At 37.0% G+C, this 26,183-nt stretch carries 23 protein-coding genes and 1 other annotated feature; of the genes, 20 read left to right on the forward strand and 3 right to left on the reverse strand.

The genetic code is table 11. The annotated features are described in order from the left end of the window. Positions 1-18 precede the first annotated feature (18 nt). Both AB3H93_RS10165 and proB read right to left on the reverse strand, forming a co-directional pair. A complete protein-coding gene (locus AB3H93_RS10165) occupies positions 19-1,263 on the reverse strand; it encodes a glutamate-5-semialdehyde dehydrogenase (RefSeq protein WP_368020527.1) in 1,245 nt (414 codons plus the stop codon). Continuing rightward, a complete protein-coding gene (gene proB, locus AB3H93_RS10170) occupies positions 1,260-2,066 on the reverse strand; it encodes a glutamate 5-kinase (protein ID WP_010720640.1) in 807 nt (268 codons plus the stop codon). Before proB ends, AB3H93_RS10165 begins: the two co-directional genes overlap by 4 nt. A 201-nt stretch (positions 2,067-2,267) precedes the next feature. Between proB and AB3H93_RS10175 the strand changes: the two genes are divergently transcribed. The 12 genes from AB3H93_RS10175 (at position 2,268) to AB3H93_RS10230 (ending at position 12,701) form a co-directional block, all read left to right on the forward strand. Then, a complete protein-coding gene (locus tag AB3H93_RS10175; protein WP_010720639.1) occupies positions 2,268-2,798 on the forward strand; it encodes a dUTP diphosphatase in 531 nt (176 codons plus the stop codon). A 51-nt stretch (positions 2,799-2,849) separates the two neighbouring features. After that, positions 2,850-4,220: a DNA repair protein RadA gene (gene radA / locus AB3H93_RS10180; RefSeq protein ID WP_010720638.1), complete on the forward strand. Its 1,371-nt coding sequence runs from the start codon at positions 2,850-2,852 to the stop codon at positions 4,218-4,220. Positions 4,221-4,253: 33 nt separating this feature from the next. Continuing rightward, positions 4,254-5,414 carry a PIN/TRAM domain-containing protein gene (locus AB3H93_RS10185; protein ID WP_010720637.1) on the forward strand — a complete coding sequence of 387 codons (1,161 nt, stop codon included), beginning with the start codon at positions 4,254-4,256 and terminating at the stop codon, positions 5,412-5,414. Between the two features lie 216 nt (positions 5,415-5,630). Further along, positions 5,631-7,091 (forward strand): glutamate--tRNA ligase, encoded by a 1,461-nt coding sequence (gene gltX / locus AB3H93_RS10190; RefSeq protein WP_368020528.1) that lies wholly within the window; start codon positions 5,631-5,633, stop codon positions 7,089-7,091. Further along, positions 7,088-7,328 (forward strand) — a binding site (T-box leader). (Overlaps the previous gene by 4 nt.) A 75-nt stretch (positions 7,329-7,403) precedes the next feature. Next, positions 7,404-7,940 carry a serine O-acetyltransferase EpsC gene (epsC, locus tag AB3H93_RS10195; RefSeq protein WP_010720635.1) on the forward strand — a complete coding sequence of 179 codons (537 nt, stop codon included), beginning with the start codon at positions 7,404-7,406 and terminating at the stop codon, positions 7,938-7,940. Continuing rightward, the gene (cysS, locus tag AB3H93_RS10200; RefSeq protein ID WP_053765951.1) at positions 7,937-9,349 is read left to right on the forward strand and encodes a cysteine--tRNA ligase; all 1,413 of its coding nucleotides are present in this window, start codon (positions 7,937-7,939) and stop codon (positions 9,347-9,349) included. Before epsC ends, cysS begins: the two co-directional genes overlap by 4 nt. Beyond that, positions 9,346-9,741 (forward strand): Mini-ribonuclease 3, encoded by a 396-nt coding sequence (locus AB3H93_RS10205; protein WP_010720633.1) that lies wholly within the window; start codon positions 9,346-9,348, stop codon positions 9,739-9,741. The genes cysS and AB3H93_RS10205 overlap by 4 nt, the downstream gene beginning before the upstream one ends. After that, the gene (gene rlmB, locus AB3H93_RS10210) at positions 9,734-10,621 is read left to right on the forward strand and encodes a 23S rRNA (guanosine(2251)-2'-O)-methyltransferase RlmB (protein WP_178306310.1); all 888 of its coding nucleotides are present in this window, start codon (positions 9,734-9,736) and stop codon (positions 10,619-10,621) included. The genes AB3H93_RS10205 and rlmB overlap by 8 nt, the downstream gene beginning before the upstream one ends. Positions 10,622-10,625: 4 nt before the next feature. Then, positions 10,626-11,156, forward strand: coding sequence for an NYN domain-containing protein (locus AB3H93_RS10215; protein ID WP_034700055.1), 531 nt, complete (start codon positions 10,626-10,628; stop codon positions 11,154-11,156). A gap of 77 nt (positions 11,157-11,233) precedes the next feature. Next, positions 11,234-11,812: a sigma-70 family RNA polymerase sigma factor gene (locus AB3H93_RS10220; RefSeq protein ID WP_034700053.1), complete on the forward strand. Its 579-nt coding sequence runs from the start codon at positions 11,234-11,236 to the stop codon at positions 11,810-11,812. 113 nt (positions 11,813-11,925) lie between these two features. Beyond that, positions 11,926-12,171, forward strand: a complete 246-nt coding sequence (locus tag AB3H93_RS10225) for a Veg family protein (protein WP_005875105.1) — start codon at positions 11,926-11,928, stop codon at positions 12,169-12,171. A 92-nt stretch (positions 12,172-12,263) separates the two neighbouring features. After that, positions 12,264-12,701: a GNAT family N-acetyltransferase gene (locus AB3H93_RS10230; protein ID WP_368020529.1), complete on the forward strand. Its 438-nt coding sequence runs from the start codon at positions 12,264-12,266 to the stop codon at positions 12,699-12,701. Positions 12,702-12,792: 91 nt separating this feature from the next. Here the strand turns inward: AB3H93_RS10230 and mscL are convergent, their stop codons facing one another. Next, positions 12,793-13,257, reverse strand: a complete 465-nt coding sequence (gene mscL, locus AB3H93_RS10235; protein ID WP_010720627.1) for a large conductance mechanosensitive channel protein MscL — start codon at positions 13,255-13,257, stop codon at positions 12,793-12,795. A 235-nt stretch (positions 13,258-13,492) separates the two neighbouring features. Between mscL and AB3H93_RS10240 the strand changes: the two genes are divergently transcribed. The 8 genes from AB3H93_RS10240 (at position 13,493) to lanM (ending at position 26,124) form a co-directional block, all read left to right on the forward strand. Next, positions 13,493-14,761, forward strand: a complete 1,269-nt coding sequence (locus AB3H93_RS10240) for a pitrilysin family protein (protein WP_342081964.1) — start codon at positions 13,493-13,495, stop codon at positions 14,759-14,761. Beyond that, the gene (locus AB3H93_RS10245; RefSeq protein WP_034867280.1) at positions 14,754-16,043 is read left to right on the forward strand and encodes a pitrilysin family protein; all 1,290 of its coding nucleotides are present in this window, start codon (positions 14,754-14,756) and stop codon (positions 16,041-16,043) included. Before AB3H93_RS10240 ends, AB3H93_RS10245 begins: the two co-directional genes overlap by 8 nt. Before the next feature lie 230 nt (positions 16,044-16,273). Next, positions 16,274-17,164, forward strand: a complete 891-nt coding sequence (locus AB3H93_RS10250) for a RodZ domain-containing protein (protein ID WP_010720624.1) — start codon at positions 16,274-16,276, stop codon at positions 17,162-17,164. A 168-nt stretch (positions 17,165-17,332) separates the two neighbouring features. After that, positions 17,333-17,911 (forward strand): CDP-diacylglycerol--glycerol-3-phosphate 3-phosphatidyltransferase, encoded by a 579-nt coding sequence (gene pgsA, locus AB3H93_RS10255; protein ID WP_010720623.1) that lies wholly within the window; start codon positions 17,333-17,335, stop codon positions 17,909-17,911. Between the two features lie 315 nt (positions 17,912-18,226). Then, a complete protein-coding gene (locus tag AB3H93_RS10260) occupies positions 18,227-19,474 on the forward strand; it encodes a competence/damage-inducible protein A (RefSeq protein ID WP_368020530.1) in 1,248 nt (415 codons plus the stop codon). A 105-nt stretch (positions 19,475-19,579) separates the two neighbouring features. Beyond that, on the forward strand, positions 19,580-20,620 hold the full coding sequence (gene recA, locus AB3H93_RS10265) for a recombinase RecA (RefSeq protein WP_010720621.1): 1,041 nt from the start codon (positions 19,580-19,582) through the stop codon (positions 20,618-20,620). A gap of 569 nt (positions 20,621-21,189) precedes the next feature. Further along, positions 21,190-22,746, forward strand: a complete 1,557-nt coding sequence (rny, locus tag AB3H93_RS10270; RefSeq protein WP_010720620.1) for a ribonuclease Y — start codon at positions 21,190-21,192, stop codon at positions 22,744-22,746. Between the two features lie 474 nt (positions 22,747-23,220). Then, positions 23,221-26,124: a type 2 lanthipeptide synthetase LanM gene (lanM, locus tag AB3H93_RS10275; RefSeq protein ID WP_368020531.1), complete on the forward strand. Its 2,904-nt coding sequence runs from the start codon at positions 23,221-23,223 to the stop codon at positions 26,122-26,124. Positions 26,125-26,183 lie beyond the last annotated feature (59 nt).

The raw sequence follows: 26,183 nt of genomic DNA on the forward strand, positions 1-26,183 counted from the left end.
TGTTTCGTGTGAAACATTTTAGCGGATTTGACCTTCGCCGTAAATGATATATTTCGTAGAGGTCAGTTCATTCAATCCCATCGGACCTCGAGCATGTAATTTCTGAGTAGAAATACCGATTTCAGCACCAAAACCAAAAACAGCTCCGTCAGTAAAACGAGTTGAGGCATTCACATAAACCGCAGCGGCGTCCACTTCGTTCAAGAAACGTTGGCTTGCTTGGTAACTATCCGTAACGATGGCTTCAGAATGTTTTGTATTATGGCGATTGATATGGTCGATTGCTTCATCTAAAGAATCAACGACTTTCACAGCCAGAATATAGTCTAGATATTCCGTATCCCAATCAGCTTTTTCTGCAAGGGTTGCAGTTTCTAAATATTCCATGGCACGCGTATCTGCACGTAGAGAAACCCCATGTTCTACTAATGCTTTTTCAATAACAGGTAAAAAGAAAGGGGCGATCTCTGAATGGATCAACAATGTTTCTGCAGCATTACAAACAGATGGACGAGAAGCTTTTGCATTGACGATGATATTCGTTGCCATGGTCAACTGAGCATCTTTATCGATATAAATATGATTGTTACCAGTGCCAGTCTCAATGATTGGGACTGTGGCTTGTTCCTTCACTCTTCTGATCAAATTTGCGCCGCCTCGAGGAATCAACACATCTAAGTACTCTGTTAATTTCATTAATTCAGCAGCCGTTTCATGAGATGTATCGTCCACAAATTGAACAGCATAAGGAGACAAGCCAGCATCAGTTAACATTTGTTGCAGAAGCTTCACTAATAATTGATTGGAAAAGAAAGCTTCCTTTCCGCCTCTAAGAATAACAGCATTCCCTGATTTAAAAGCCAAGCTGGCTGCATCAGTCGTCACATTCGGTCTAGATTCATAAATGATTCCGATGACACCAAGTGGGACACGTTTTTTTCCAATCAGTAACCCATCAGCATTCTTCCACATTTGTTCTACTTTTCCAATTGGATCCTCTAATGAAGCGATTTTACTGATTTCTTCAGCCATATCATGGATACGCTCAGGCGTTAAGCGTAAGCGGTCAAGCATCGTTTCGCTCATCTGATTTTCGGTTGCTTGCTCTAAATCTTTCTGATTGGCTTCAAGTATCGCTCCTTGATTTTTTTTGAGCATCAATGCCATCTGTTTGAGAAGGTCATTTTTCTGTTCTGTGCTCATCAAGGCGAGAGTTTGGGCGCTTTGTTTTGCATTTTTTCCAAGTTGATTTAAATCAGTCATACGTGTTCCTCCTTAAATAAGGTTCCAAGTTCTTTACCGGCTAAAAGATCGAAGATAATGGTAGGATTTTTTCCGTTTGCCAGGATCATTGTACTGTTGGCTTCAAAAATACGTAATGCTGCTTGTAACTTACTAGACATTCCTCCTGTTCCAAAGGTGCTGCCAGCACCACCCGCTTGTGCCATTAAACACTCGTCAATGACCGAAACAGTTTGATACATCTTTGCATCTGGATTTTTTGAAGGATCGGCGGAATAAAATCCGTCAATATCAGATAAAACAATTAATAAATCTGCTGTGATCAATTTTGTAACGATCGCAGATAGTTGATCATTATCACCAAATTTCGTTGTATGTTCAAGTTCATCGACTGCTACAGTATCATTTTCATTAACGATCGGGATGGTTCCCATTGCTAATAACTGTTCAAGTGTGTTGATCACATTGACTCTACTTTGAGGAAAATCGATCACATCCCGAGTAACGAGGATCTGAGCTGTTTGCTGATTGTAAACACTGAAACGTTGATTATAAATGTTCATCAATTCTGCCTGCCCGATCGCAGCGATTGCTTGTTGTTCCGGGATCGTTGTGGGGCGTGTAGCTTGATTCATTTTGTGCATCCCGACACCAACAGCGCCGGATGAAACTAATACGACTTCTTTCCCTTGATTCCGAAGATCAGACAAGACAAAGGCAAGCTGATCAATCGCAGCGAGGTTGATGTTTCCATTGGGATAGATTAAAGTACTCGTTCCCACTTTAATAACAATTCGTTTGGCTTTTGTAACTTCTTTTCGCATGTGACACCTCTAACTAAATACACGTTTTGATTTCGTTCTATTCTACTTGTTTTACACCATAAAGTCATGTATAAAATTTATTTTTTTATGACAGCAGTATTTTATTCATCTTAACATAAATTAATGAAGAATTTTTTAAGTCGTCCTTTTGGTATCATGAATATGGTAAAATAAATATAGTCTATTTTGGGAGGAAATTCGGTGAGAAAAAGAGGATTTGAAGTTATTTCAACATATGCACAACAAAAGATACAATTACCTCAACGAGCAACTCATCATGCTGCTGGATATGATTTTGAAGCGGCAGAAGATATTGTTATTCCAAGTATTTGGAAAGCTGGATTAAAACAAGGGATAACAGCTCTTTCAGAGGTATTGAAAAATGAAGAAACAACAGTCGACGAGAAAAAATTAAAACCAGTTCTTGTTCCTACTGGGATCAAAGCCTATATGGGAGAAGATGAATTTTTACAATTAGCCAATCGTTCAAGTAATCCGTTGAAGCGTTTTTTAGTTTTAAGTAACGGAGTAGGTGTCATTGATAGTGATTACTATAATAATGATGCAAATGAAGGGCATATCATGTTCCAATTTACTAATTTTGGTTTGAAGGATGTTGTCATCAAAAAAGGTGAGCGAATTGGACAAGGAATTTTCTTGCCATTCTTAAAAGCAGATCAAGACCAAACAGAACAGGCCCGTAAAGGTGGCTTTGGTTCATCAGATGTATAACCATTCAAGGTTTATTTAATTCAAAAATAATTATTTAAAGGAGGCGGGACAATGGCAAAAAAAGCGAAAGTCCAGTTTGTTTGCCAAAATTGTGGCTATGTTTCGCCTAAATTCTTAGGGCGTTGCCCAAATTGCGGGAAATGGAACACGATGGTCGAGGAAATCGAGCAAGATACGACTGACCGTAGAACACGAACAAGTTTGACTGGAGAAAAAGCCAAACCAACGAAAATTGCAGAAGTGATTCCTAAAAAGGAACCACGAGTCAAAACAAAATTAGATGAATTGAATCGAGTTTTGGGTGGGGGCGTAGTTCCGGGGTCAATGATTTTGATTGGTGGCGATCCAGGCATCGGTAAATCCACATTACTTTTACAAGTATCCCAACAATTAGCTGATATTGGCGGGAAAGTGTTGTATGTTTCTGGAGAAGAAAGTGCGGAACAAATTAAATTACGTGCCGAGCGGTTGGGCTCTATCAATACAGAATTTTACTTATATGCTGAAACTGATATGAATGAAATTAGCCGTGCCATCGAACAGATTTCACCAGATTATGTGATCATTGATTCGATTCAAACGATGACACAACCTGATATTACGAGTGTAGCAGGGAGTGTCAGTCAAGTGAGAGAAACGACTGCTGAGTTGTTGAAAATAGCGAAAACAAATGGGATTGCGATTTTTATCGTAGGACATGTAACGAAAGAAGGCTCGATTGCGGGTCCACGTATGCTTGAACATATGGTTGATACTGTTTTGTATTTTGAAGGAGAACAGCATCATAGTTTTCGAATTTTGAGAGCAGTAAAGAATCGATTTGGTTCAACAAATGAAATTGGTATATTTGAAATGCATGAACATGGATTAGAAGAAGTCGCTAATCCTTCCCAAATCTTTTTGGAAGAACGTTTAGAAGGAGCAACAGGCTCAGCGATTGTTGTGGCGATGGAAGGTACCCGCCCAATTTTAGTGGAAATCCAAGCACTGGTAACACCAACAATGTATGGAAATGCTAAACGAACCACTACTGGCTTAGATTTTAACCGAGTATCATTGATCATGGCAGTTCTCGAAAAACGAGCAGGCTTACTGTTGCAGAATCAAGATGCTTACTTAAAAGCAGCAGGTGGGGTAAAATTAAATGAACCAGCCATTGATTTAGCGATTGCTGTGAGTATTGCTTCCAGTTACAAAGAAAAAGGGACACAACCGACAGAATGTTTTATTGGCGAAATCGGGTTGACGGGCGAAATTCGCCGTGTCAGTCATATTGAACAGCGTGTCAAAGAAGTACAAAAGCTGGGTTTCACAAAAGTTTATTTGCCAAAGAACAATCTAGGAGGGTGGAATCCTCCGACTGGCATTGAAGTCGTAGGTGTCGCTACCTTGGCGGAAACGTTAAAACGTGTCTTTCGTTAAAAATAGTAAAATTAAAGAAATGGAGGAAAGAGTATGCAAAAACGTGTCATCACCTTGCTGATGATTATTGTCGGTGCCAGCTTAGGTATTTCTTTTTTACCAATGGCTTGGCAGACAATTGGTCAGCAAACAAATGGATGGCTGAATAATACATTTACCAATAGCCTGTTAGGTGCACTTATTTTCTTTTTATTGTCTTTGCTATTGGCAAAACATATCTCAGCTGTTATCAAGCAAATTGAGGAAAAATTAAGTGAGGTTAGTTTAACTTACCTATTGTTTGGTGCAATTGGTGGGATTATCGGGCTAACTTTAGGTGTAATTATTTCAACGCCACTATATAATTTGAAAATTCCGTTTGTAAATAGTGTTCTTCCCATCTTATTAATGGTTATTTTAGGCTATTTAGGATTCAGGATGGGAACCACTCGAATCGATGAATGGAAAAAAATCTTTGGTTCAAGAAACAAGAAAGTGGAACAAGAAACACCTAGTCAAGTGGAGAGCCAAATACTGGAACGGAAATTAGGCGAGAACTTTCATAAATACAAGATCTTAGATACTAGCGTGATCATTGATGGACGAATCTATGACATCACCAAAACTGGTTTTTTAGAAGGCACGCTGATGATTCCGAATTTTGTGCTTTATGAATTACAGTATATTGCTGATTCTGGCGATAGCCTAAAACGTGTTCGCGGACGCCGCGGGCTGGATATCCTCAATGCTTTGCAAAAAGAAGAAGGAATCTCTGTTGAAATGTATGACGGTGATTTTGAAGATATCACTGAAGTGGACAGCAAATTGATCAAATTAGCGAAACTTTTAGATGGTGTCATCGTGACAAATGATTATAACTTAAATAAAGTCTCAGAGTTTCAAAATGTACCAGTGTTGAATATCAATGCTTTAGCGAATGCAGTAAAACCGGTAGTTATTCCAGGTGAAAACATGAATGTTTTAGTCGTAAAAGCAGGAACAGAACGTCAACAAGGGGTTGCTTATCTCGATGATGGCACCATGGTGGTCGTGGAAGATGGACAGCATTATATGAACGAACATATCGAAGTGGTTGTTACAAGTGCCTTACAAACAGCTGCCGGGCGGATGATTTTTGCAAAACCAGCCCATGCAGGTCGTGGGATCGATAATAAAGACAATAAAAAAGAAACTGAAAAAAGTAAACATGCTTAACGAAAGAAAAATCGGAATATGAGTATAAAAAGTAGCCAACTGGTAAGGAAATTCAACCAGTTGGCTTTACTATTTCCCATATTAAAGGTAAAATTTGTGCTGAGTGGCTTTCATTTTAATGGAAAAGCCTTTAAGAAATATGAGGATGTAAAACAGAACATGTTTTTCGTGTTTTGTCTCATATTTTAAAGTCTAGTTTGAAAGAAGAGGAAGAAAATGACGAAAGTACGCGTACGCTATGCACCAAGTCCAACTGGGCACTTACATATTGGGAATGCTCGAACAGCATTGTTCAATTATCTATTTGCTCGCCACAACGATGGAGACTTTATTATTCGTATTGAGGACACAGACCAAAAACGAAACATTGAAGATGGTGAAAAGAGCCAATTGGAAAATTTGGCTTGGTTAGGTATCGATTGGGATGAATCTCCTGAAAATCCTGGAGAATATGGTCCTTATCGTCAATCTGAAAGAAAAGAAATTTATCAGCCTTTGATTGATCAACTTCTTGCAAGTAATCGGGCATACAAATGTTACTGTACAGAAGAAGAGTTAGAAGCAACTCGTGAAGAACAACGTGCACGTGGAGAAATGCCTCATTACGCGGGTACTTGTGCAAATCTAACACCAGAAGAACAAGCAGAAAAAGAAGCGCAAGGGATTAAACCAGTGATCCGATTCCGTGTACCACGTAATACGGAATATGCGTTCAAAGATATGGTCAAAGGGGATATCACCTTTGAATCAGATAATATCGGTGGCGACTATGTCATTCAAAAACGTGATGGTATGCCAACATATAACTTTGCTGTAGCTGTAGATGATCATATGATGAAGATTACTCATGTCTTACGTGGGGATGACCATATTGCAAATACACCTAAACAATTGATGATCTATGAAGCTTTTGGTTGGACACCACCAACATTCGGTCACATGACATTGATCATCAATACAGAAACTGGGAAAAAACTAAGTAAACGTGATGAATCGATTTTACAATTTATCGAACAGTATCGTGAATTAGGTTACTTACCAGAAGCAATGTTCAACTTTATTGCATTATTAGGTTGGTCACCAGTAGGCGAAGACGAAATTTTCAACCAAGAAGAATTGATCAACATGTTTGATCCAAATCGTTTGAGTAAATCACCTGCAGCCTTCGATGCGAAGAAATTACAATGGGTGAATAACCATTACATGAAAGAAATGGATTTAGATAAGTTAACAGACATGTGCTTGCCTTACTTGATCGCTGACGGTCGAGTACAAGAAAATCCTGATGAAAAAACGATCGAATGGGTCAAAAGAATCGTTAGTCTGTATCAACCACAAATGAGTTACGCAGCTGAAATCGTAGAAGCTTCTTCCTTATTCTTCAATGAACATCCTGTATTGAACGATGCGGCTAAAGAAGTATTAGCAGGCGAAACTGTCCCACTTGTTCTTAATGCGTTTAAAGCACAACTAGAACAAATGGAAGTCGTGGATGCCCCAACCGTAAAAGCAGCAATCAAAGCTGTCCAAAAAGAAACTGGTGTTAAAGGTAAAAATCTTTTCATGCCAATCCGAGTAGCTGTTTCAGGACAAATGCACGGACCAGAATTACCAGATACGATCGAATTGCTTGGTCGTGAAAAATCATTAGCACATTTAAATCAAGTCATCAACTAAACACGATGAACAGAAAGAAGTAAGTAATCATTGATCTCAAGAGAGGTGACGGGCGGTGGAAGTCACTGATCGATGTTTACTGAAATGCCTCTGGGAGTGGTTTCGGCGAGTGAAATAGACACATCTCTTTGTGACGAATTTCAGGTAGTCGAGAACGTATAAGCTTACGTTAACAGCTAGAGGTAATCATATCTGATTATAAATAAAAGTGGAACCACGCCAATTAGCGTCTTTTAATAAGGAAACTTGTTAAAGGCGCTTCTTTATTTGTCAGAGAACTACATAAATTATTGAGAGGAAGGAGCGATGACGATGGGGTGGTTTGCCCGAGCGGTAGAGGCAGCTAAAAAAAATGACCCGGCTGCTCGTTCAACATTAGAAATCGTTTTGACATATCCAGGGTTTCATGCCTTATTTTGGCATCGGGTGTCACATTACTTATATCAGCATAAACTTTATTTGCTGGCAAAAATCAATGCACAATTTTGGCGATTTATAACAGGAATCGAGATACATCCTGGAGCCCAGATCGGACAAGGTGTTTTTATCGATCATGGGATGGGGATCGTGATTGGAGAAACCGCAGAGGTCGCTGATGATGTAGTTCTTTTTCATGGAGTTACGTTAGGTGGTACAGGTAAAGAAACGGGCAAAAGGCATCCCACAGTGAAACAAGGGGCAATGCTTTCTGCCAATGCTCAAATATTAGGACCGGTCACGATTGGGAAACATACGAAGATTGGTGCCGGTGCAGTCGTTTTAAAAGACATTCCAGATTATGCTACAGCCGTGGGGGTTCCTGCAAAAGTAGTACGGATTAATGGAGAAAAAGTGAGGAGATCAGAATGATAAAAATTTACAATACATTGACTAGACAAAAAGAGGAATTTGTACCGATTCAAGCAGGAAAAGTCGGTATGTACGTGTGTGGTCCGACTGTTTATAACTATATTCATATTGGAAATGCCCGCAGCACGATTGCTTTTGACACGATTCGACGCTACTTTGAATATCGGGGATATCAAGTCGATTATGTTTCCAATTTCACTGATGTAGATGATAAAATCATTCGTGCTGCTAATGAATTAGGGATCACGGCGCCAGAAGTAGCCAACCGTTTTATCCAAGCATTTGAAGAAGATACCAAGGCGTTGAATGTGGAGCCAGCTACTGCGCATCCTCGTGTGATGGAACATATGTCAGATATTATTTCTTTCATCCAAGTATTGATCGAAAAAGGTTATGGATATGAATCAAATGGCGATGTCTACTACCGTACAAGAAAATTTCCAACCTATGGACAACTTAGTGATCAATCGATTGATGAGTTAGAAGTGGGCGCGAGTCAACGGACGGGAGCAGAACAAAGTCAGAAAGAAGATCCGCTTGATTTTGCACTATGGAAAAAAGCAAAACCTAATGAGATCTCTTGGGATTCTCCATGGGGACCCGGACGTCCAGGATGGCACATCGAATGTTCCGTTATGGCAACGAAACATTTAGGGGAAACAATTGATATCCATGGTGGTGGGCAAGATTTAGAATTTCCACATCATGAAAATGAGATTGCCCAAAGCGAAGCAAAAACGGGAAAGAAATTTGCCAATTATTGGATGCACAATGGTTACGTCACGATTGGCGATGATGATCAGAAAATGAGTAAATCATTAGGTAACTTTATTACTGTCCATGAAATGATCCAAACGGTAGATCCACAAGTGTTACGCTTCTTCATGGCAACAACTCAATATCGCCGACCGATTCGTTATAGTGAGGCAACGATGAAGGAAGCAGCGACAAACTTGCAACGCTTAAGAAATACATTTGATAATCTTAAATTCCGCCTAGCAACAGCAGAAAAATCTCTGGCGGATGACACAAAGTATTTAGCTGAGCTTGAACAAATCGAACAACGCTTTATTGAAGAAATGGACGATGATTTTAATGCTGCGAATGGAATTACCGTCGTTTATGAATTGGCAAAATGGTTAAACACGTATTTGGAGAAAACAACTGTTTCAGCGGATGTTCTAGCAAAAGGGGAAGCATTATTTACCCAATGGTTGGCTATTTTTGGTATTTTATTTACATCTGAGGAATTACTTGATGAAGAGATCGAGCAGTTGATCGAAGAACGTACGCAAGCAAGAAAAAATCGTGATTTTGCCCGTAGTGACGAAATCCGTGACCAATTAAAAGAAAAAGGGATCTTGCTTGATGACACACCGCAAGGAACTCGTTGGAGAAGAGAAGCATGAAAGACTATACACAATTAAACGGACTAGCTTTAGCTTATGTAGGAGATGCCATCTATGAGATCTATATTCGTGACTATTTGATCGAACAAGGGGCGACTAAACCGAATAAACTTCATAAAGCAGCCACGAATTATGTTTCAGCAAAAGCACAAGCTTATCTGATTAAAGAGATGCTAGAAGAAAAATTGATGACACCAGAAGAAGAAACTTTTTATCGTCGTGGTAGAAATGCCAAAAGTCATACAAGTGCAAAAAATGCAGATGTCACAACTTATCGAATTGCCACAGGTTTTGAAGCTTTGATGGGGTATCTGCATTTGACGAAACAAACAGAACGGTTAGAAGAATTAATTGAATGGTGTATCCAGAAAGTCGGTGAAAAAAATGGGTAGAGAACAAAAAGAACGTCATTATAACAAACGTAAAAAAGCAACGAAACAGCCAATGAACGCTTCATCACAGAAAAAATCGCAAAAAAAGCGAAACCATTATGACACTTCCTATGAACCTGTAGTTGGGGAGAAAAAAGAGGAAGCAATCGAAGATAATTTTGTCTTTGGTCATCATGCAACAGTAGAAGCCTTACAACAAGGTAGAGGGAATAAATTATTTTTACAAGAGGACTCACGGGGAGAAAAAACCGAAGAGTTAAAGAACATTGCTAGAGATCAAGCTGTACCAGTTAAATGGGTACCAAAACAAAAATTAGATACATTAAGTGATCATGGTGTACACCAAGGAGTAGTCTTAGCGATTACCCCGTATGAATATTTATCCTTAGACCAGCTTCTTCAGCAAACCAAAGAAAAAACAGAAACACCTTTCTTTGTCATTTTAGATAGTATTGAAGATCCTCACAATTTTGGTTCGATCCTACGAACAGCGGATGCAAGTGGGGTAGATGGCGTAATCATTCCTAAGCATCGGGCGGTAGGCATTACGCCAATCGTTACAAAAACCTCTACTGGAGCAGTCGAACATGTACCTGTAGCACGAGTGACCAATCTTGTTCAAGCAGTCCAACAACTAAAAGAAGCCGGTTTTTGGGTTTTTGGGACAGATATGGATGGTACAAATTTCCAAAAATGGAATGCAAAAGGCGCTATTGCTTTAGTGATTGGTAACGAAGGACGAGGAATGAGTCCTGGATTGAAAAAAGAAATGGACGAACTTTTGACCATTCCAATGGTCGGTCACGTTCAAAGTTTGAATGCGAGTGTTGCTGCTGGATTGTTGATGTATCAAGCTTTTTCTCAACGTCAAGGAGAGTGATCAGATGAAAAAGCAGCTCCTAATTGTTGATGGTTATAACATGATCGGTTCTTGGCCAGAACTCGTTTTGTTGAAAAAACAAGAAAAGATGGCGGATGCTAGAGAAGCTTTGTTGCATCGTTTGTCAAATTATGCCAAATACGAAGGAATTGAAGTGATAGTTGTTTTTGATGCACAATTGGTTCCAGGCATTCAGCAAAACTACAAGAAATACCAATTAGAAGTCGTCTTTACAAAAGAAGATGAAACGGCAGATAGTTATATTGAACGTATTGCTGGCCAATTGAATGATCGTTTAACGCAAGTAACTGTTGCCACGAGTGACTTAGCCGAGCAATGGATGATCTTTTCACAAGGGGCTTTGCGGACTTCTGCCTATGAATTATATAAAACGATCCAGAAAACAGAGAAAAACATTGCACAAGATAATATAAATATGCAATTTGATAATTTTCGTCGTAATTCGCCTTGGAGTAAAGAACAATTAGAAAAATTGTCCCAAAAGTTAGACGATTTAATGCGAAAAGATAGATAACACAGTTATATGATTAGTCAATCGGATGATTGATGGTAAGATTCCTCCATAATCGAAAGAGATGGAGGAATTATTTTATGTCTGAGGAGTTATTGCGCGCCGCACGTGACGGTGATGAAGAAGCATTCGCTATCCTATATCAAAAATATTTTCCACTTTTATTACGTTTAAAAAATATGTACTACCTAAGAAATTATGTGTATGAAGATTGGGAACAAGAAGCAAGGATCGCCTTATACCAGGCTTTAAAGACTTATGAAAATAACAAAGGCGTTAGCTTTGGCAGCTATTATAAAAGCATTATCAGTAATCAAATTTATTCATTATTAAGAAAACAAAATGCCTTGAAACGCAGAGACCAAAAAGATGAATTATCGATTGATCAGAAGGTTGAAACAGAAGGTCCGGACTTTTTAGCAGAAATCACTACTCAAGAACCACTTGCGATGCAACGATTACTGTTAAATGAAGCCATTGAAGATTGTGAAATCAAATTTTCAAAAAAGGAAGCAAAAATATTTTATTATTATATGCAAGGAACCGATTTCAAGAGGATGGCAGAGGAACTTTCAATGGATGTCAAACAAGTCAAGAGTGCGTATAGCCGTGTGAAATTTAAAATAAAACAACATCTCAAAAATTATCATGAGGAATAATTTATAAAATTATTAATGTTTTTCTTATTTGTTTTTATTGCATTTCTTTTTTTTATATGGTAAACTTGAAAATTTTTAGAAAGTGTGGTATATTGGGTAATGAGGTGAACTGTATGCCAACAACTTTAGCTACAATCAAAAAAGATTTAGAAGGTCGTATCGGCAGCCCAATCATGCTGGTTGCTCAGACAGGAAGAAAGCGTCAAACAGAACGCCGAGGCGTTTTAACAGAAACCTATCCTTCAGTATTCGTTGTTGATTTGGATCCTGAAGAAAATTCTTTTGAACGAGTATCGTATAGCTATTCAGATGTACTTACTCGAACAGTCGAGATTGAATTTTTAACTGAAGCAGTTTAAAAAGCAAGCGAGCCTAGTTTTTTATAAGGTTCGTTTGCTTTTTTGTTTGGAAATAGGTATGCTGAAAAAAAGAGAATTGGAGGCACTTTCAAATGGAACATTATGTAAAAAAATTTGCAGATTTGACCACTCAAGAATTTTATGAGATTGTCAAAGAACGCATTGCTGTTTTTGTCGTAGAACAAAATTGTCCCTACCAAGAAGTGGATGAAATTGATAGCCAAGCTTGGCATACGTATTTCAAAGATGAAGCAGGGAAAATTTCTGCTTATACACGTATTTTTGAAGAAGATGGAACCATTCATTTTGGTCGAGTGTTGGTCAATAGTGAGCATCGTAAAGAAGGGTTGGGACGTAAGATCGTGCAACGTACGATTGAAGTGATTGAAGCGAATTACCCTCAAAGACCGATCGTCATTGGGGCACAAGTTTATCTTCAATCTTTTTATGAGTCATTTGGATTCGAAGCCATTTCAGATGTTTATTTAGAAGATGATATTCCCCATATCGATATGAAAAAATTGAGCTAAAGTGATCATGAAGATTAAGTAGCGCAATACAAAAAAAGAACAGTTACAGTGAAAACTGATAGCTGTTCTTTTTTGTGTTATTTAGTTGTCTTTATTTTTCAGTTGTCTGATCAACTGTAGCTTGTGTAGTTGGTCGTCCGTTGTTTTCTGCTGTTTGTTGTGCAAGTAGATCACGAATGTCGCTCAAATAATCTTCAGCAGTTGGTTTGGCAGGTGCTTCTTCTGTTTCTTTTTCAGGACGTAATCTTTTAGCGTGATTGGCTGCTTTCACCACTAAGAATAAGACAAACCCTGTAATAATAAATGTTATGATTGCACTAATAACATTGCCGAAAGCAAACGTAACTCCTTTAGTAGGTGACCAGTCCAAGATAGAAAGGGCGCCTTCCAAATCAGACGTGCCAGTAATCATCGCTACAACCCAGCCTACAAGAGGTGTGATCAAACCTTGAACGATCTGATTGACAATGCTAGTAAATGCACTCCCGATAACAACCCCAACGGCTAAATCTAATACGTCGCCACGCATAATAAACTCTTTAAATTCTTTAATCATTTTTCTCCTCCTCTCATTTATCCTTAGTATAACGAAGAATAAAAAAATATAAAAACGACATGCATTTATGGCTAAGGTCTGTCGTTCAAGTACTTATATGCTATACTAGAAGGTGACTCTTAAGTGATGCAAGAGAGAATCAAAGCAGTAAAAAATAGTAGCCACATATTCTTTTATCCTCCAAGATAAAATCAACCATGTCGGAGAACGAACTGCTAATAAAGGAGCATGTACTATGACATATCAACTGGCAGAGGGTGTAAACCTCCACGTCTTGCAAACAAAACAATATAAAACGGTTCGTATCTTTGTTCGCTTTACTACGCGTTTAAAAAAAGAAGTCATCACGAAACGTTCCCTTTTAAGTAGCTTGTTAGAAACGAACAGTTTAAATTATCCTGACCAGACTCAGTTAAGTGCAAAATTGGCGGATCTTTATGGTGCTAGTTTTGGAACGTCCGTGAGAAAAAAAGGCAATCTTCACTGGTTGGATGCTAGCATCAACTTTGTCAATGGCAAGTATATCAACGATACCAGCATTTTAAACCAAGCTGTTGCTTTTTTGAAAGAAGTTCTCTTTTATCCAAACATTACGGGAGAAAAATTTGATCCAGCCACTTTTGCTTTAGAAAAAAACAATTTGAAACTTTATTTAGAGAGCTTAAATGAAGACAAGCAAACGATGGCTTCACTGGCGCTTCAAGAGTTGTATTTTGATCAGTCGGAGGCGCAGAAAATACCAAGTTTTGGAACAATCGAAGATCTAGATGAACTCACAGCTGAAGTGTTAGCTGACTATTATCATCAGATGATCACAGAAGATCAGATCGATATCTTCGTAGTGGGAGATGTCTCTCCTGCAGAAGTCCAAGCAGCTTTTAGTGAATGGGCATTTCCAGAGCGAGAAAGATTACACCCGGAAATTTTTTATAGCCAACCGCAAGAAAATATCATCAAAGAACGACAGATCGAAGAACCAGTGACTCAGGCGAAATTAAATTTGGCTTATCAAACCAATGTCTATTATGACCAACCGGATCGTTTTTCATTGATGGTCTTCAATGGATTATTTGGCGGTTTCCCACACTCTAAATTATTTATGAATGTTCGTGAAAAAGAGAGCCTAGCTTACTATGCTTCCAGCAGCATTGATACTTTTCGTGGATTCCTAAGTGTACAAACAGGAATTGATGGACGTAAACGTAACCAAGTATTGCATCTGATCCATGAACAATTAGAAAGTCTACGAAATGGGGAAGTCACAGAACTTGAATTGACACAAACTAAGGCCATGTTACGAAACCAATATCTATTATCATTAGATGCCCCGCAAGTAGCTGTCGAGACTGCCTATTTAGAGAATTGGTTGCCAGAAACGAAATTAACAGATGACGAATGGTTAAAACGGATGGAAAAAGTAACGGTCGAAGACATCCAAAAAATAGCTCGACAAATCGAGTTGCAGGCAATTTTCTTTTTAGACGGAGGTACAACAAATGAATAAAACAGAATATGATCAAATCAACGAAACACTGTACCATGAAGTATTACCAAATGGTTTGACTGTTTATTTATTACCTAAAAATGATTACCATAAGACATATGGTTTATTTAGTACAAATTACGGTTCGATCGATAATGAATTTATTCCATATGGTTCAGATAAAAAGATAAAAGTTCCAGATGGTATTGCCCATTTCTTGGAACATAAATTGTTTGAAAAAGAGGATGGCGATGTCTTTCAATTATTTGGACAACAAGGGGCCTCAGCTAACGCGTTTACCAGTTTTACCAAAACAAGTTATTTATTTTCAACGACAGATCAAGTTGAAAAAAATTTGACGACTTTACTTGATTTTGTCCAAGCACCTTATTTTACGGAAGAAACTGTTAATAAAGAAAAAGGGATCATTGGACAAGAAATACAAATGTATGAAGATGATCCAAATTGGCGGATGTTTTTTGGCATTTTGAATAATTTATACCCTGAACATCCTTTGCATATCGATATAGCTGGCACAGTTGAAAGTATTGAAGCAATCACTGCTGATGATTTATACACGTGCTATCGGACATTTTATCAGCCAAGTAATATGGTCTTGTTCGTAGTAGGAAAATTAGAGCCGGAAAAGTTGATGGAATTGATTCGAACCAATCAAAATGCTAAGGATTTTCCACCAGCTCAAAAAATCGAACGTTATTTCCCTGACAATAATGGTGATATTATTGCGAAAAGCTCAATGCGCTCAGCAATCACTAGAGATAAGTTTGTCTTGGGAATCAAAGGGCTAGATGTTTTACCAGCAGAAGGGAAGGAATTATTGAGATACAAGACTGCTCTCAATCTTTTATTCCAATTGTTATTAGGGAATACTTCTCAAAATTATTTGAAAATGTACAATGATGGTTTAATTGATGACAGCTTCGGTTTTGAATTTAGTTTAGATCGAGAATTTCATTTTGCTGACTTTAGCGGAGACACGGATCAGCCAGAAAAAGCAGCTGAAAAAGTGAAAGAAATTCTTCTGCATTTTGAAGAGGATCAAGAACTGTCTGAAGAAAATCTAACATTGTTGAAGAAAAAGATGTTAGGACAATATTTCCAAACATTAAATTCACTGGAATACATTGCAAACCAATTCACGCAAAGCCTATTTGGGGATCAAACATTATTTGATTTACCAGAAATTATTGAATCCATTCAATTAGCAGATGTATTAAAAGTAGGTCGTTCTTTTATCAAAGAAGAAGCGTTCAGTGAGTTTTATATGCAGCCAAATGTCTGATATAGAAGTAGAGATGACGAATGGGAAAGTAGTTAAACTCTTAAATTTCGTTATAGAGTGCATTTAATGTTACCCTAAGATAACTTCGTTTATGGTATTCTTAAGAAGATAAAGAATAAAAAATGGGCGTTGGTGTATGGCGTATTACATTCTTAACGAAAAGGAACAATTAGACGACTAGCGTTTATACAATTGCTGGTTAGAATAAAAAGACTGGAGAAGATGAACGAGTGGCTTTTGAAACCATCGGAGAAACATTAAGGCAAGCTCGCCTAAATAAGAAAATATCTTTAGATGAATTACAGCAGATTACGAAAATTCAAAAACGTTATCTAGAAGCAATCGATAATGATGATTTTGATCAACTACCTGGAAAATTTTATGTTCGGGCATTTATTCGTCAATATGCAGAAGCTGTCGGTGAAGATGGCGATCATTTAGTTGATGTATTTGATGGGAAAAGCAAATTATCAGCTGGAGAAGTTGTCGCACGTCCTGAACCAGAAACAGTGAGTGGTTCGAGAAAAGCGATGCATCAGGAAGAAGCCAATCCAAGTAAGTTTTGGACAAGTCTACCGGTTATTTTACTTGGTTTAGTCGCTTTAGCAATTATTACTGTTGTGGGTTATATGACTTGGCAGGATCGAAAATCTGACCCGATTATTGATACAACGGCAACTTCAGTTTCGGTTGACGGTGCAATTACACAAACGACATCTAGCACTAAGAAAGAGCGTGAATCCTCTTCTTCAACAAGTACGACAACCACTTCAACAACACAAGAAGAGAAAAAGATGGCGATTACGGCTGGTGAAGACACAGGTAGTACGATCGCAGTGAATGTTACGGATGCGAAAAAACCTGTTACACTTGAATTTGCAGCGACTAACCGAATTTGGATCGGTGTATTAGTGGATAATGCCTATGTTTATCAAGGGACATTAGCAGCAAATGAAACACAAAGCACGCAATTACCGGAAACGGCAACCAATGCAACGATTCGATTAGGAGCTGCAAGTAATGCAACGGTTAAGATAAACGGGGAAGAAATCCCTGTTAATCCAGGAGCGAATAATCAAAATCCTAAAAATGTCACATTGACACTACAGTATGCAGAGTAAATCGCTTATAAGTAGAATGATGTGAAAAAAGAAAACAAGATAAGTACCTGGGAAGGCAGATTCATCTTAGGTGCTTATCTTTTTTCACGACTGCTGATAAAAACTGATCATTATCGGTGGAAAGTTTAGAACGAGTCACGTAGAATAGGGAAGAAAGGAGTCGATAGTGTGAATTTACCAAATAAATTAACTGTACTTAGAATTTGTATGATCCCGATTTTTATTTTAGTTGTCGGATTACCCTTAGATTGGGGACAAGTAACCGTAGGAACAACATCACTTGCTGTGACGCAATTAGTAGGAGCGATTATTTTTGCTTTAGCAAGTATTACCGATTGGCTCGATGGAAAAATTGCTCGTGCCAGAGGATTAGTCACCAATTTTGGAAAGTTTGCTGATCCATTAGCAGATAAAATGTTAGTGATGACCGCTTTTATCATGTTGGTGGGGCAAGGTAAGGCACCAGGATGGGTAGTTGCGATTATCGTTTGTCGAGAACTAGCTGTTACCGGTCTGCGACTATTGTTAGTCGAAGATGGGGAGGTCATGGCAGCAGCGTGGCCAGGAAAAGTAAAAACGGCTACGCAAATGGTGGCTATTATTTTGTTATTCATCAATAATATTCCATTTAATCTGATCAATTTACCGATGGATCAAATCATGCTGTATGCTTGTTTGATCTTCACGATTTATTCAGGTGTTGATTATTTTATGAAAAATAGTGGTGTGTTCAAAGGTTCGATGTAAGATTCCTTACAAAGATGTACCATTTCGATAATTCGTCTTACCCCAAAATAACATTTTATATTTTGGGGTAAGACGAATTTATTTATGCTGATTCACGTTTCAATCATTTATTTGATCGCCATTTTTCTAAACTAGCTAGATGCCTAGCTATCTTATGATGAAGATGAAAATAATGAAACTCTTTATCAGAAAATGAGCAAATGATAAATGAAACGTTTAGCAAATGGCGTATACTATTAGTAGATAAAAAGAGATTGAGAAGAGACCAAAACAGGCCAACGAGAATTCGTCTGTTGTAATGAAGGAAGCGAAAAAATGAAATCAGAAATCATAGCAGTAGGGACAGAACTTTTACTAGGACAAGTAGTCAACACGAATGCCACGTTTTTATCCGAACAGTTAGCAGACCTCGGGATTGATGTGTATTATCAAACGGTGGTTGGTGATAATCCCGACCGCTTAGAATCATTACTCCAATTAGCAGAAACCAGAAGTGACTTGATCATTTTATGTGGAGGGTTGGGACCGACAGAAGACGACCTGACGAAAGAAGTTACTGCGAAACATCTAGGGAAAGAATTGATCCAAAACACCGAAGGCTATAAAAAATTGTTAGCATTTTTTGAAACGACCAAGCGTAAAATGACTGAAAATAATTTACAACAATCACAAATCATCGATGGGGGGATTGCTTTACCTAATCGCACAGGCTTAGCATTAGGTACGTTCTATCAAACAGCAGACCATGTCTATCTCTTGTTACCTGGACCACCGAGTGAATTAAAGCCAATGTTCATTGAACAAGCTCGCCCATTATTGGAGCAAAACTTTCCATCTGAAGAAATGCTGATCTCAAAAGTTTTACGTTTTTACGGTATCGGGGAATCCCAACTAGTCACAGAATTAAAAGACTTGATTGAAACACAGATCAACCCAACGATTGCCCCTTACGCAAAACCTAACGAAGTCACTTTACGATTAACTGTGAAGACCAAAGACAAACATGCAGGAAACCAAGCCTTACTTGCTTTGGAAGAAAAAGTATTGGCGACAGTAGGAGAGTACTTCTATGGATATGGTGATGATAATTCATTGCCTAAAGTGGTCGTAGAATTATTAAAGGAAAGAAACCAAACAATAACTGCAGCAGAAAGTTTGACTGCTGGAGCCTTTCAATCAGCTTTGGGAGAGATCTCTGGTGTTTCTCAAGTCTTCCCAGGAGGCTACATTACCTATTCTTTAGAAACTAAATCAGAATTTTTACACATCGATGATGCACTATTGAAGCAGCATGGAACCGTCAGCCAAGAATGTGCAGAACAAATGGCTATCCAAGCACGTAATTTAGCAAAAACAGATTATGCGATTTCGTTTACTGGAGTGGCTGGACCAGATACCTTAGAAGGACAGCCAGCTGGAACAGTTTGGATTGCGGTTGCAACAAGTGAAGGGGAGGTCATTTCGCAGAAATACCAATTTACCAGAGACCGTTCTCATATAAGGAATAGCGCAGTAATGCAAGGATTTGATCTCATTAGAAGACAACTATTAAGAAAAAAATAAATGCGAATATTTGTTCGGTTTTTTCTTGCTTTTTGTCATTAAAAACGATATGATTAGTACAATGAAATGTCGCACTGATTTGTGAATATAAGGAGGATTATCGTATTGGCAGATGATCGTAAAGCAGCCTTAGATGCTGCGTTGAAAAAAATTGAAAAGAACTATGGGAAAGGCTCGATCATGAAACTTGGCGAAAAAATCGACCAACAAGTTTCGACTATCCCAAGTGGTTCTCTTGCATTAGATGTTGCTTTAGGTGTTGGTGGTTACCCACGAGGACGTATCATTGAAGTATATGGTCCTGAAAGTTCAGGTAAGACAACCGTTGCCTTGCATGCAATCGCTGAAGTACAAAAAAATGGCGGAACAGCCGCTTTTATCGATGCTGAGCATGCCTTAGACCCACAATATGCTCAAAAATTAGGGGTAAACATTGACGAATTACTTCTTTCACAACCAGATACTGGGGAACAAGGACTAGAAATCGCTGATGCGCTTGTATCAAGTGGTGCAGTAGATATCGTAGTAGTCGATTCGGTTGCCGCTTTAGTTCCGCGTGCTGAAATTGATGGAGAAATGGGTGACTCTCACGTAGGGTTACAAGCTCGATTAATGTCACAAGCACTACGTAAACTATCTGGGTCGATCAATAAAACCAAAACGATCGCTATTTTCATTAACCAAATTCGTGAAAAAGTTGGAGTGATGTTCGGTAATCCTGAAATCACACCTGGTGGACGTGCATTAAAATTCTATGCAACGATTCGTTTAGAAGTGCGCCGTGCGGAACAATTGAAACAAGGAACAGACATTGTTGGTAACCGTACGAAGATCAAAGTAGTTAAAAATAAAGTAGCTCCACCATTCAAAATTGCTGAAGTCGATGTGATGTATGGGCAAGGAATTTCTCAAGAAGGAGAATTGCTTGATATGGCGGTTGAAAAAGATATCGTTGATAAAAGTGGTGCTTGGTATTCTTACAAAGAAGATCGTATTGGACAAGGTCGTGAGAATGCAAAAAATTACATGTCCACTCATCCTGAAATGATGGCAGAAGTTTCTGCTTTAGTCCGAGCGGCTTATGGGATCGGTGAAGATGTAGAAATACCCGAAGAAACGCAAGCAGAACTTCCTTTAGAGGAATAAGACGAAGTAAGAATAGAAATAATCGAATAACTATTCAAAGGATGTTTGAGCATCGAGAGAACTCGCGTCGTTCAGAGAAAGTGTTTTCCTTTGATATGTTGTCGATTGAATCTAATAAGCCGAAATTTTTTAAAATTTCGGCTTATTTTTTGTCTTTTAAGTAGTCATTTGACTATACTTTCTCCTAAAACATAATGGAAAATGGGGGATGTTTAAGCAGTGATTGACTACATCGACAGAAAGGGACTATTCTACTTAAATGAAAGGATAACATGTTACTTAAAAGTCATTTTTTGTTCTTAATTTTCATTAATGCAAAGTTATTTGTTCTTAATATGTTTTGGTTATTATTTAATATTATCTTTTATTCATAAAATGACCTTTAAATGAAAATCGAGAAAGCCGTTTCTTATGTATTTAAAGTTGACACTACGGGGTACAAACATTAGAATAAACTTGTGCATGTTTTTGTACACCTATGCATAAAGCATATTAACAAGTTTAGAGTACTTTATCATAAAAGTTATATAGATGATAAAAATGAAAAAGATAGTATGGAGGTGGATTTTATGGTATTCAATATTCTCCTCGCTATCATCGGTTTAATTGTCGGTCTTGGTTTAGGGTTTATGGTTGCAAAGTCACGTCATGAAAAAGAAATTGCAGGTGCTCAATCATCAGCAGCTGGAATTATTGATAGTGCAAAGAAAGAAGCAGAAACTCTAAAAAAAGAAGCATTGTTAGAAGCTAAGGAGGAAAACCAGAAATATCGTTCTGAAGTGGAGAGTGAGTTGAGAGAAAGCAAGTTAGAATTAAAATCTCAAGAAAATCGTTTAATTCAGCGTGAACAAACGTTGAATCGTAAGGATGACTCATTGGAAAAACGTGAGACCTCACTTGAAAGCAAAGAAGAAGCACTTAGTTCAAAACAGCAATTGATTGAAGAGCGAGAAAAAGACGTTGAAAAGTTGATTGAAGAACAACAAAGAGAATTAGAAAAAATTGCTGGTTTATCTAAAGAAGATGCAAAAGATGTCATCATGAAATCAACTGAAGAAGAATTGAATCATGAATTGACGTTAATGGTCAAAGAATCGGAACAACGTGCAAAAGAAGAAGCAGATCGTAAAGCCAAAAATCTTTTATCGTTAGCGATTCAGCGCTGTGCGGCAGACCAAGTATCTGAAACAACTGTATCCGTAGTAACTTTACCAAATGATGAAATGAAAGGACGCATCATTGGTCGAGAAGGACGAAATATCCGTACACTAGAAACATTGACTGGAATTGACTTGATCATTGATGATACACCAGAAGCAGTGGTCCTTTCAGGTTTTGATCCAATTCGTAGAGAAATCGCTCGGATGACTTTAGAAAAACTGATCCAAGATGGACGGATCCATCCTGCACGAATCGAAGAAATGGTCGAAAAATCGCGTAAAGAAATGGATGAACGAATCCGTGAGTATGGGGAAGAAGCGGCGTTTGAAGTTGGTGCGCATACCCTTCATCCAGATTTGATCAAAATCATGGGTCGTCTTCATTTTAGAACTAGCTATGGACAAAATGTTTTGAAACATTCAGTAGAGGTTGCTAAATTGTCAGGTATACTAGCCGCTGAGTTAGGCGAAGATATCCAATTAGCTAAACGAGCTGGTTTGCTTCATGATATCGGGAAAGCATTAGATCATGAAATCGAAGGTTCTCACGTAGAGATCGGCGCAGAGTTAGCTGCTAAATACAAAGAAAATCCTGTAGTGATCAATGCGATTGCATCTCATCATGGAGATGTTGAAGCAACGTCAGTTATTTCTGTCTTGGTAGCTGCTGCAGATGCCTTATCCGCTGCACGACCAGGAGCTAGAAGTGAATCCTTGGAAAATTATATCCGTCGCTTAAGAAGCTTAGAAAACATTTCAAATAGCTTTGCCGGAGTAGAATCTAGTTTTGCTGTTCAAGCTGGACGAGAAGTTCGGGTTATGGTAAAACCAGAAGAGATCTCTGATTTAGATGCAGTTCGTTTAGTACGAGATATCCGTAAACGAATTGAAGAAGAATTAGATTATCCAGGGCATATCAAAGTCATCGTTATTCGCGAAACGCGTGCGACAGACTACGCTAAGTAAAAAATAAAAGAACGTTACGATTAGTTAGGATAATCGTAGCGTCTTTTTTGTTTTAAACCACTATTTAATCAAGCTTGATCGTTTTAACATTATTTTGATAAGAGGTTGAGCAGCTATAAACATGGTGTGTTAACTTTGAGTTCTAAATTAGCTTCTTAATAAGAAGTAGGCATAATCTAACTAGAGACGATTATTCTATCATTAAAGTAAATCAAAATTATTCTTAATGACTACTAGAAAATCAAACTAGGATGAAGAATAGTTAGGAAATAAAATTTGTTGCATTAGTGTACATTTTGTTAACGAGAGATAAAAGTTGTATAAACTCGTAATATATTGATCTATGAGTTTGAAATCAATTTTATGTACAATTTTTTACTAGGATTTATTGGGTAGAAAGATATAGTTTTTGTTCTTGAAAACACAAGTAATTGATTCTATATGATCTAAATATAGATGAGGTGGGATAAGCAGATGGATAATTATGAGTTGTTGGAATACAATTTAGCAGAATTTATGACTTCAGATATGCAAGAGGAATTTTTACAATTTTTTCATTTTCAGAATATTAATGAATTTAAGGAACAGTATGTTCATTCAAAAAAACTGCTAAAAGATCAGAACGAAGAGATGTTGAATGAACTAAAAGAATGGAGACAAGTTGATTCAATTGAAAAATTCTCGCAACAAGTAACAATAAAGCTAACTGAGCAATATTTTATGAAGTACCCAAATCTAATAAAATACAAAAATGTTAGCAATAACATTAATGAAAACCTTTGCAAAGATATTCATGAGATTCTTTTGCGAACGATTGTTTATGACTTTAATCTATTAAAGTCACAGTTACAAAAACTCTCTGTGAAAAGTTATATTAGAAATTATTTATCTAATGAGAAATACGTCACAGGTTTGTTTCAAAGATTTCCTGTTTTATTCAATTTAATAGATAAAAAAATCAAAGAAACAATCTGTTACATTTCTGAAGTTATCCAACATGTAGAGTATGATTCAAAGGAAATTAACGAATTGTTTAGTATTCAACTTGATCAAGAAATAGGAGTTGAATTTTCTTTGGGTGATCCGCATCTGTCAGGAAAATTTCCACTCGTGATAACAGGTAAAAAGAATAAAATTATTTATAAACCACGAAGTAATTACAATGATTTATTATTTGGAGAATGCGTTGCTTTATTTAATAAAAATAATTTTAACAAACAACTAGCACAAATAAAATTATTGAATCGTAAAACGTATTCTTGGTCAGAATTTATTGTAAGTGATCCTTGTCAATCAGAAGAAGAAGTTCAAGATTTCTATTATAAAATGGGGGCAATTATTGCAATTCTTTTCTATTTAAATGCTTCGGATATTCATCTTGAAAATCTAATTGCAAGTGGTGGTTCACCCATGCTCATTGATTTAGAATGCTTGTTTAACAATTTAGATCGTATGGAAGCATTATCTGTAAATGATAAGATACATGAAATTTTGACTAATTCTGTTCTTAATTCTGGAATTGTACCTATGTACAACGAATTTTTTAAAGATGATATTTCGGCTTTAGGAAGCCATGAAAACTTATTCCAACGTTTTTCAGTACCACAATTGATTGTTTCAGAAGATGATTTAGAAATTAAATTCACTGAAAATTCTGATGGATTTAAATATTCATATTCTAATGTTCCGATGTATCATGGACAAAATTATCGTTTTTTAGACTATAAGCAACAGATCTATCAAGGATTTACAGAAACATTTCACCTATTTTTGGATAAAAAATCAGAGCTGATTGATATTGTTGAGCGCTATAAAAATGATATTACTATCCGACATTTAATAAAACCAACAGCAACTTACAGTAAAATAGCGACTTTAAGTTATCATCCTAGGTTCTTGACAGCACCGTTTGATCGCTTGTTATTTGTCTATTCTCAAATGGCAAGATTTGGTTCTACACCATTTCTTACCTATGAAATTGAGGACATACTAGAGGGGGATATCCCTTATGTTTTTTCAAAACTTAACTCAAATACACTTAACATTTCAAAAAAAATGACATTTACGAATAACAGTCGTATAGATTTCTTAACACTATGGAAAAAAAAGATCCATTCTCTTAGTGAGAAAGATTTAAACTACCAATTAAATATTTTGCAAAAAAGCTTTGGAGATAAAAATATTACGTTAGAAGATCTTTTTATAATTGGAGAAAAAAATGATGAGATCAAGACTTTAGAATCTTACATCCATAGTAAAAGGATAGTACACAATAAGCAGGTGACGTGGCTTCATACCGGTTATGAAGATTTAACAAAAGACAAAGATTTTAAAATTCGTTTAAAACTGCAGCCAATGAATAACAGTTTGTATAATGGGAAAATTGGTGTAGCAATCACTTACTATTATTTATGGAAAACCAAAAATGATTTTGATTACAAAAACAGATTTCTATTAATATTGAATGATTTACTTGATCATTTTGATTTATCTAATCAAAAAAATTATGATATAGGGGTTTTTTCTGGATTAGGTGGTTATATCTATTTATTTAATTTGATTGCTCCATCCTTGCGAACATCAAAACTGATCGCAATTGAGCAAGATATCCTTCAATATCTGGGACAAAAAATAAAAAAAGACAAAATTCTGGATATTATGAGTGGTACGGCGGGGTTATTACTACTTTTTTGTAATATTTATAAAAAGAGCCCTAATAAAGAATTAAAAAAATTAATTGGACTTTGTGTGGAGAATTTATTAAATAATTTAATAGAATCAGAGGGAAAAGGAAGTTATTGGGAATCCTCTGTAGAAAAGAAACTTATTTTAGGTTTTTCTCACGGAACATCAGGTATTCTTTATGCTTTAGCGATTTATGAAGAGTTATTTTCGGTAACCAAAATAAAAGAAACGATTGGCGCAGTTACCTTATTTGAAAACCAACATCGTAAAAACGGTGTGTGGTTTGATACAAGAGGAGAAAAATGGATTGAGCAAAATACTTTTTATTGTAATGGTCTTGTAGGAATGCTTACTCATCGATATCTTATGGAAGGAGAAAGCCCAGAGGAGCTATTATATTTTGCTCGATTAAAAGAAGAATTAAACAAAGAACGTGTAGATAGTTGCTTATGTCATGGCTTTTTAGGAAATATGTGGCTTTACCGTCATTTCTTCATTCATCATAATATAAAGTCATATGCGTTCTTACTCGATGATTGGAATGCATACTTAGACAAACGAACAATTAATGAAAGTTGTTTAGAAGACGAGTTTCTAGATGTTGGTTTGATGACCGGTCTTTCCGGGGTGATTTTGGGATTGTTAGCGTTGGAGAACCCTAACATACCAAACATACTTTTATTCGATTTATAGATAAATCCTTCCATCGAAAATACGAATGAAGAGATAGGATCTGATTGAATAATAGATTG

This window comes from Enterococcus sp. C74, assembly GCF_040887125.1.
Classification (GTDB): domain Bacteria; phylum Bacillota; class Bacilli; order Lactobacillales; family Enterococcaceae; genus Enterococcus_B; species Enterococcus_B hirae.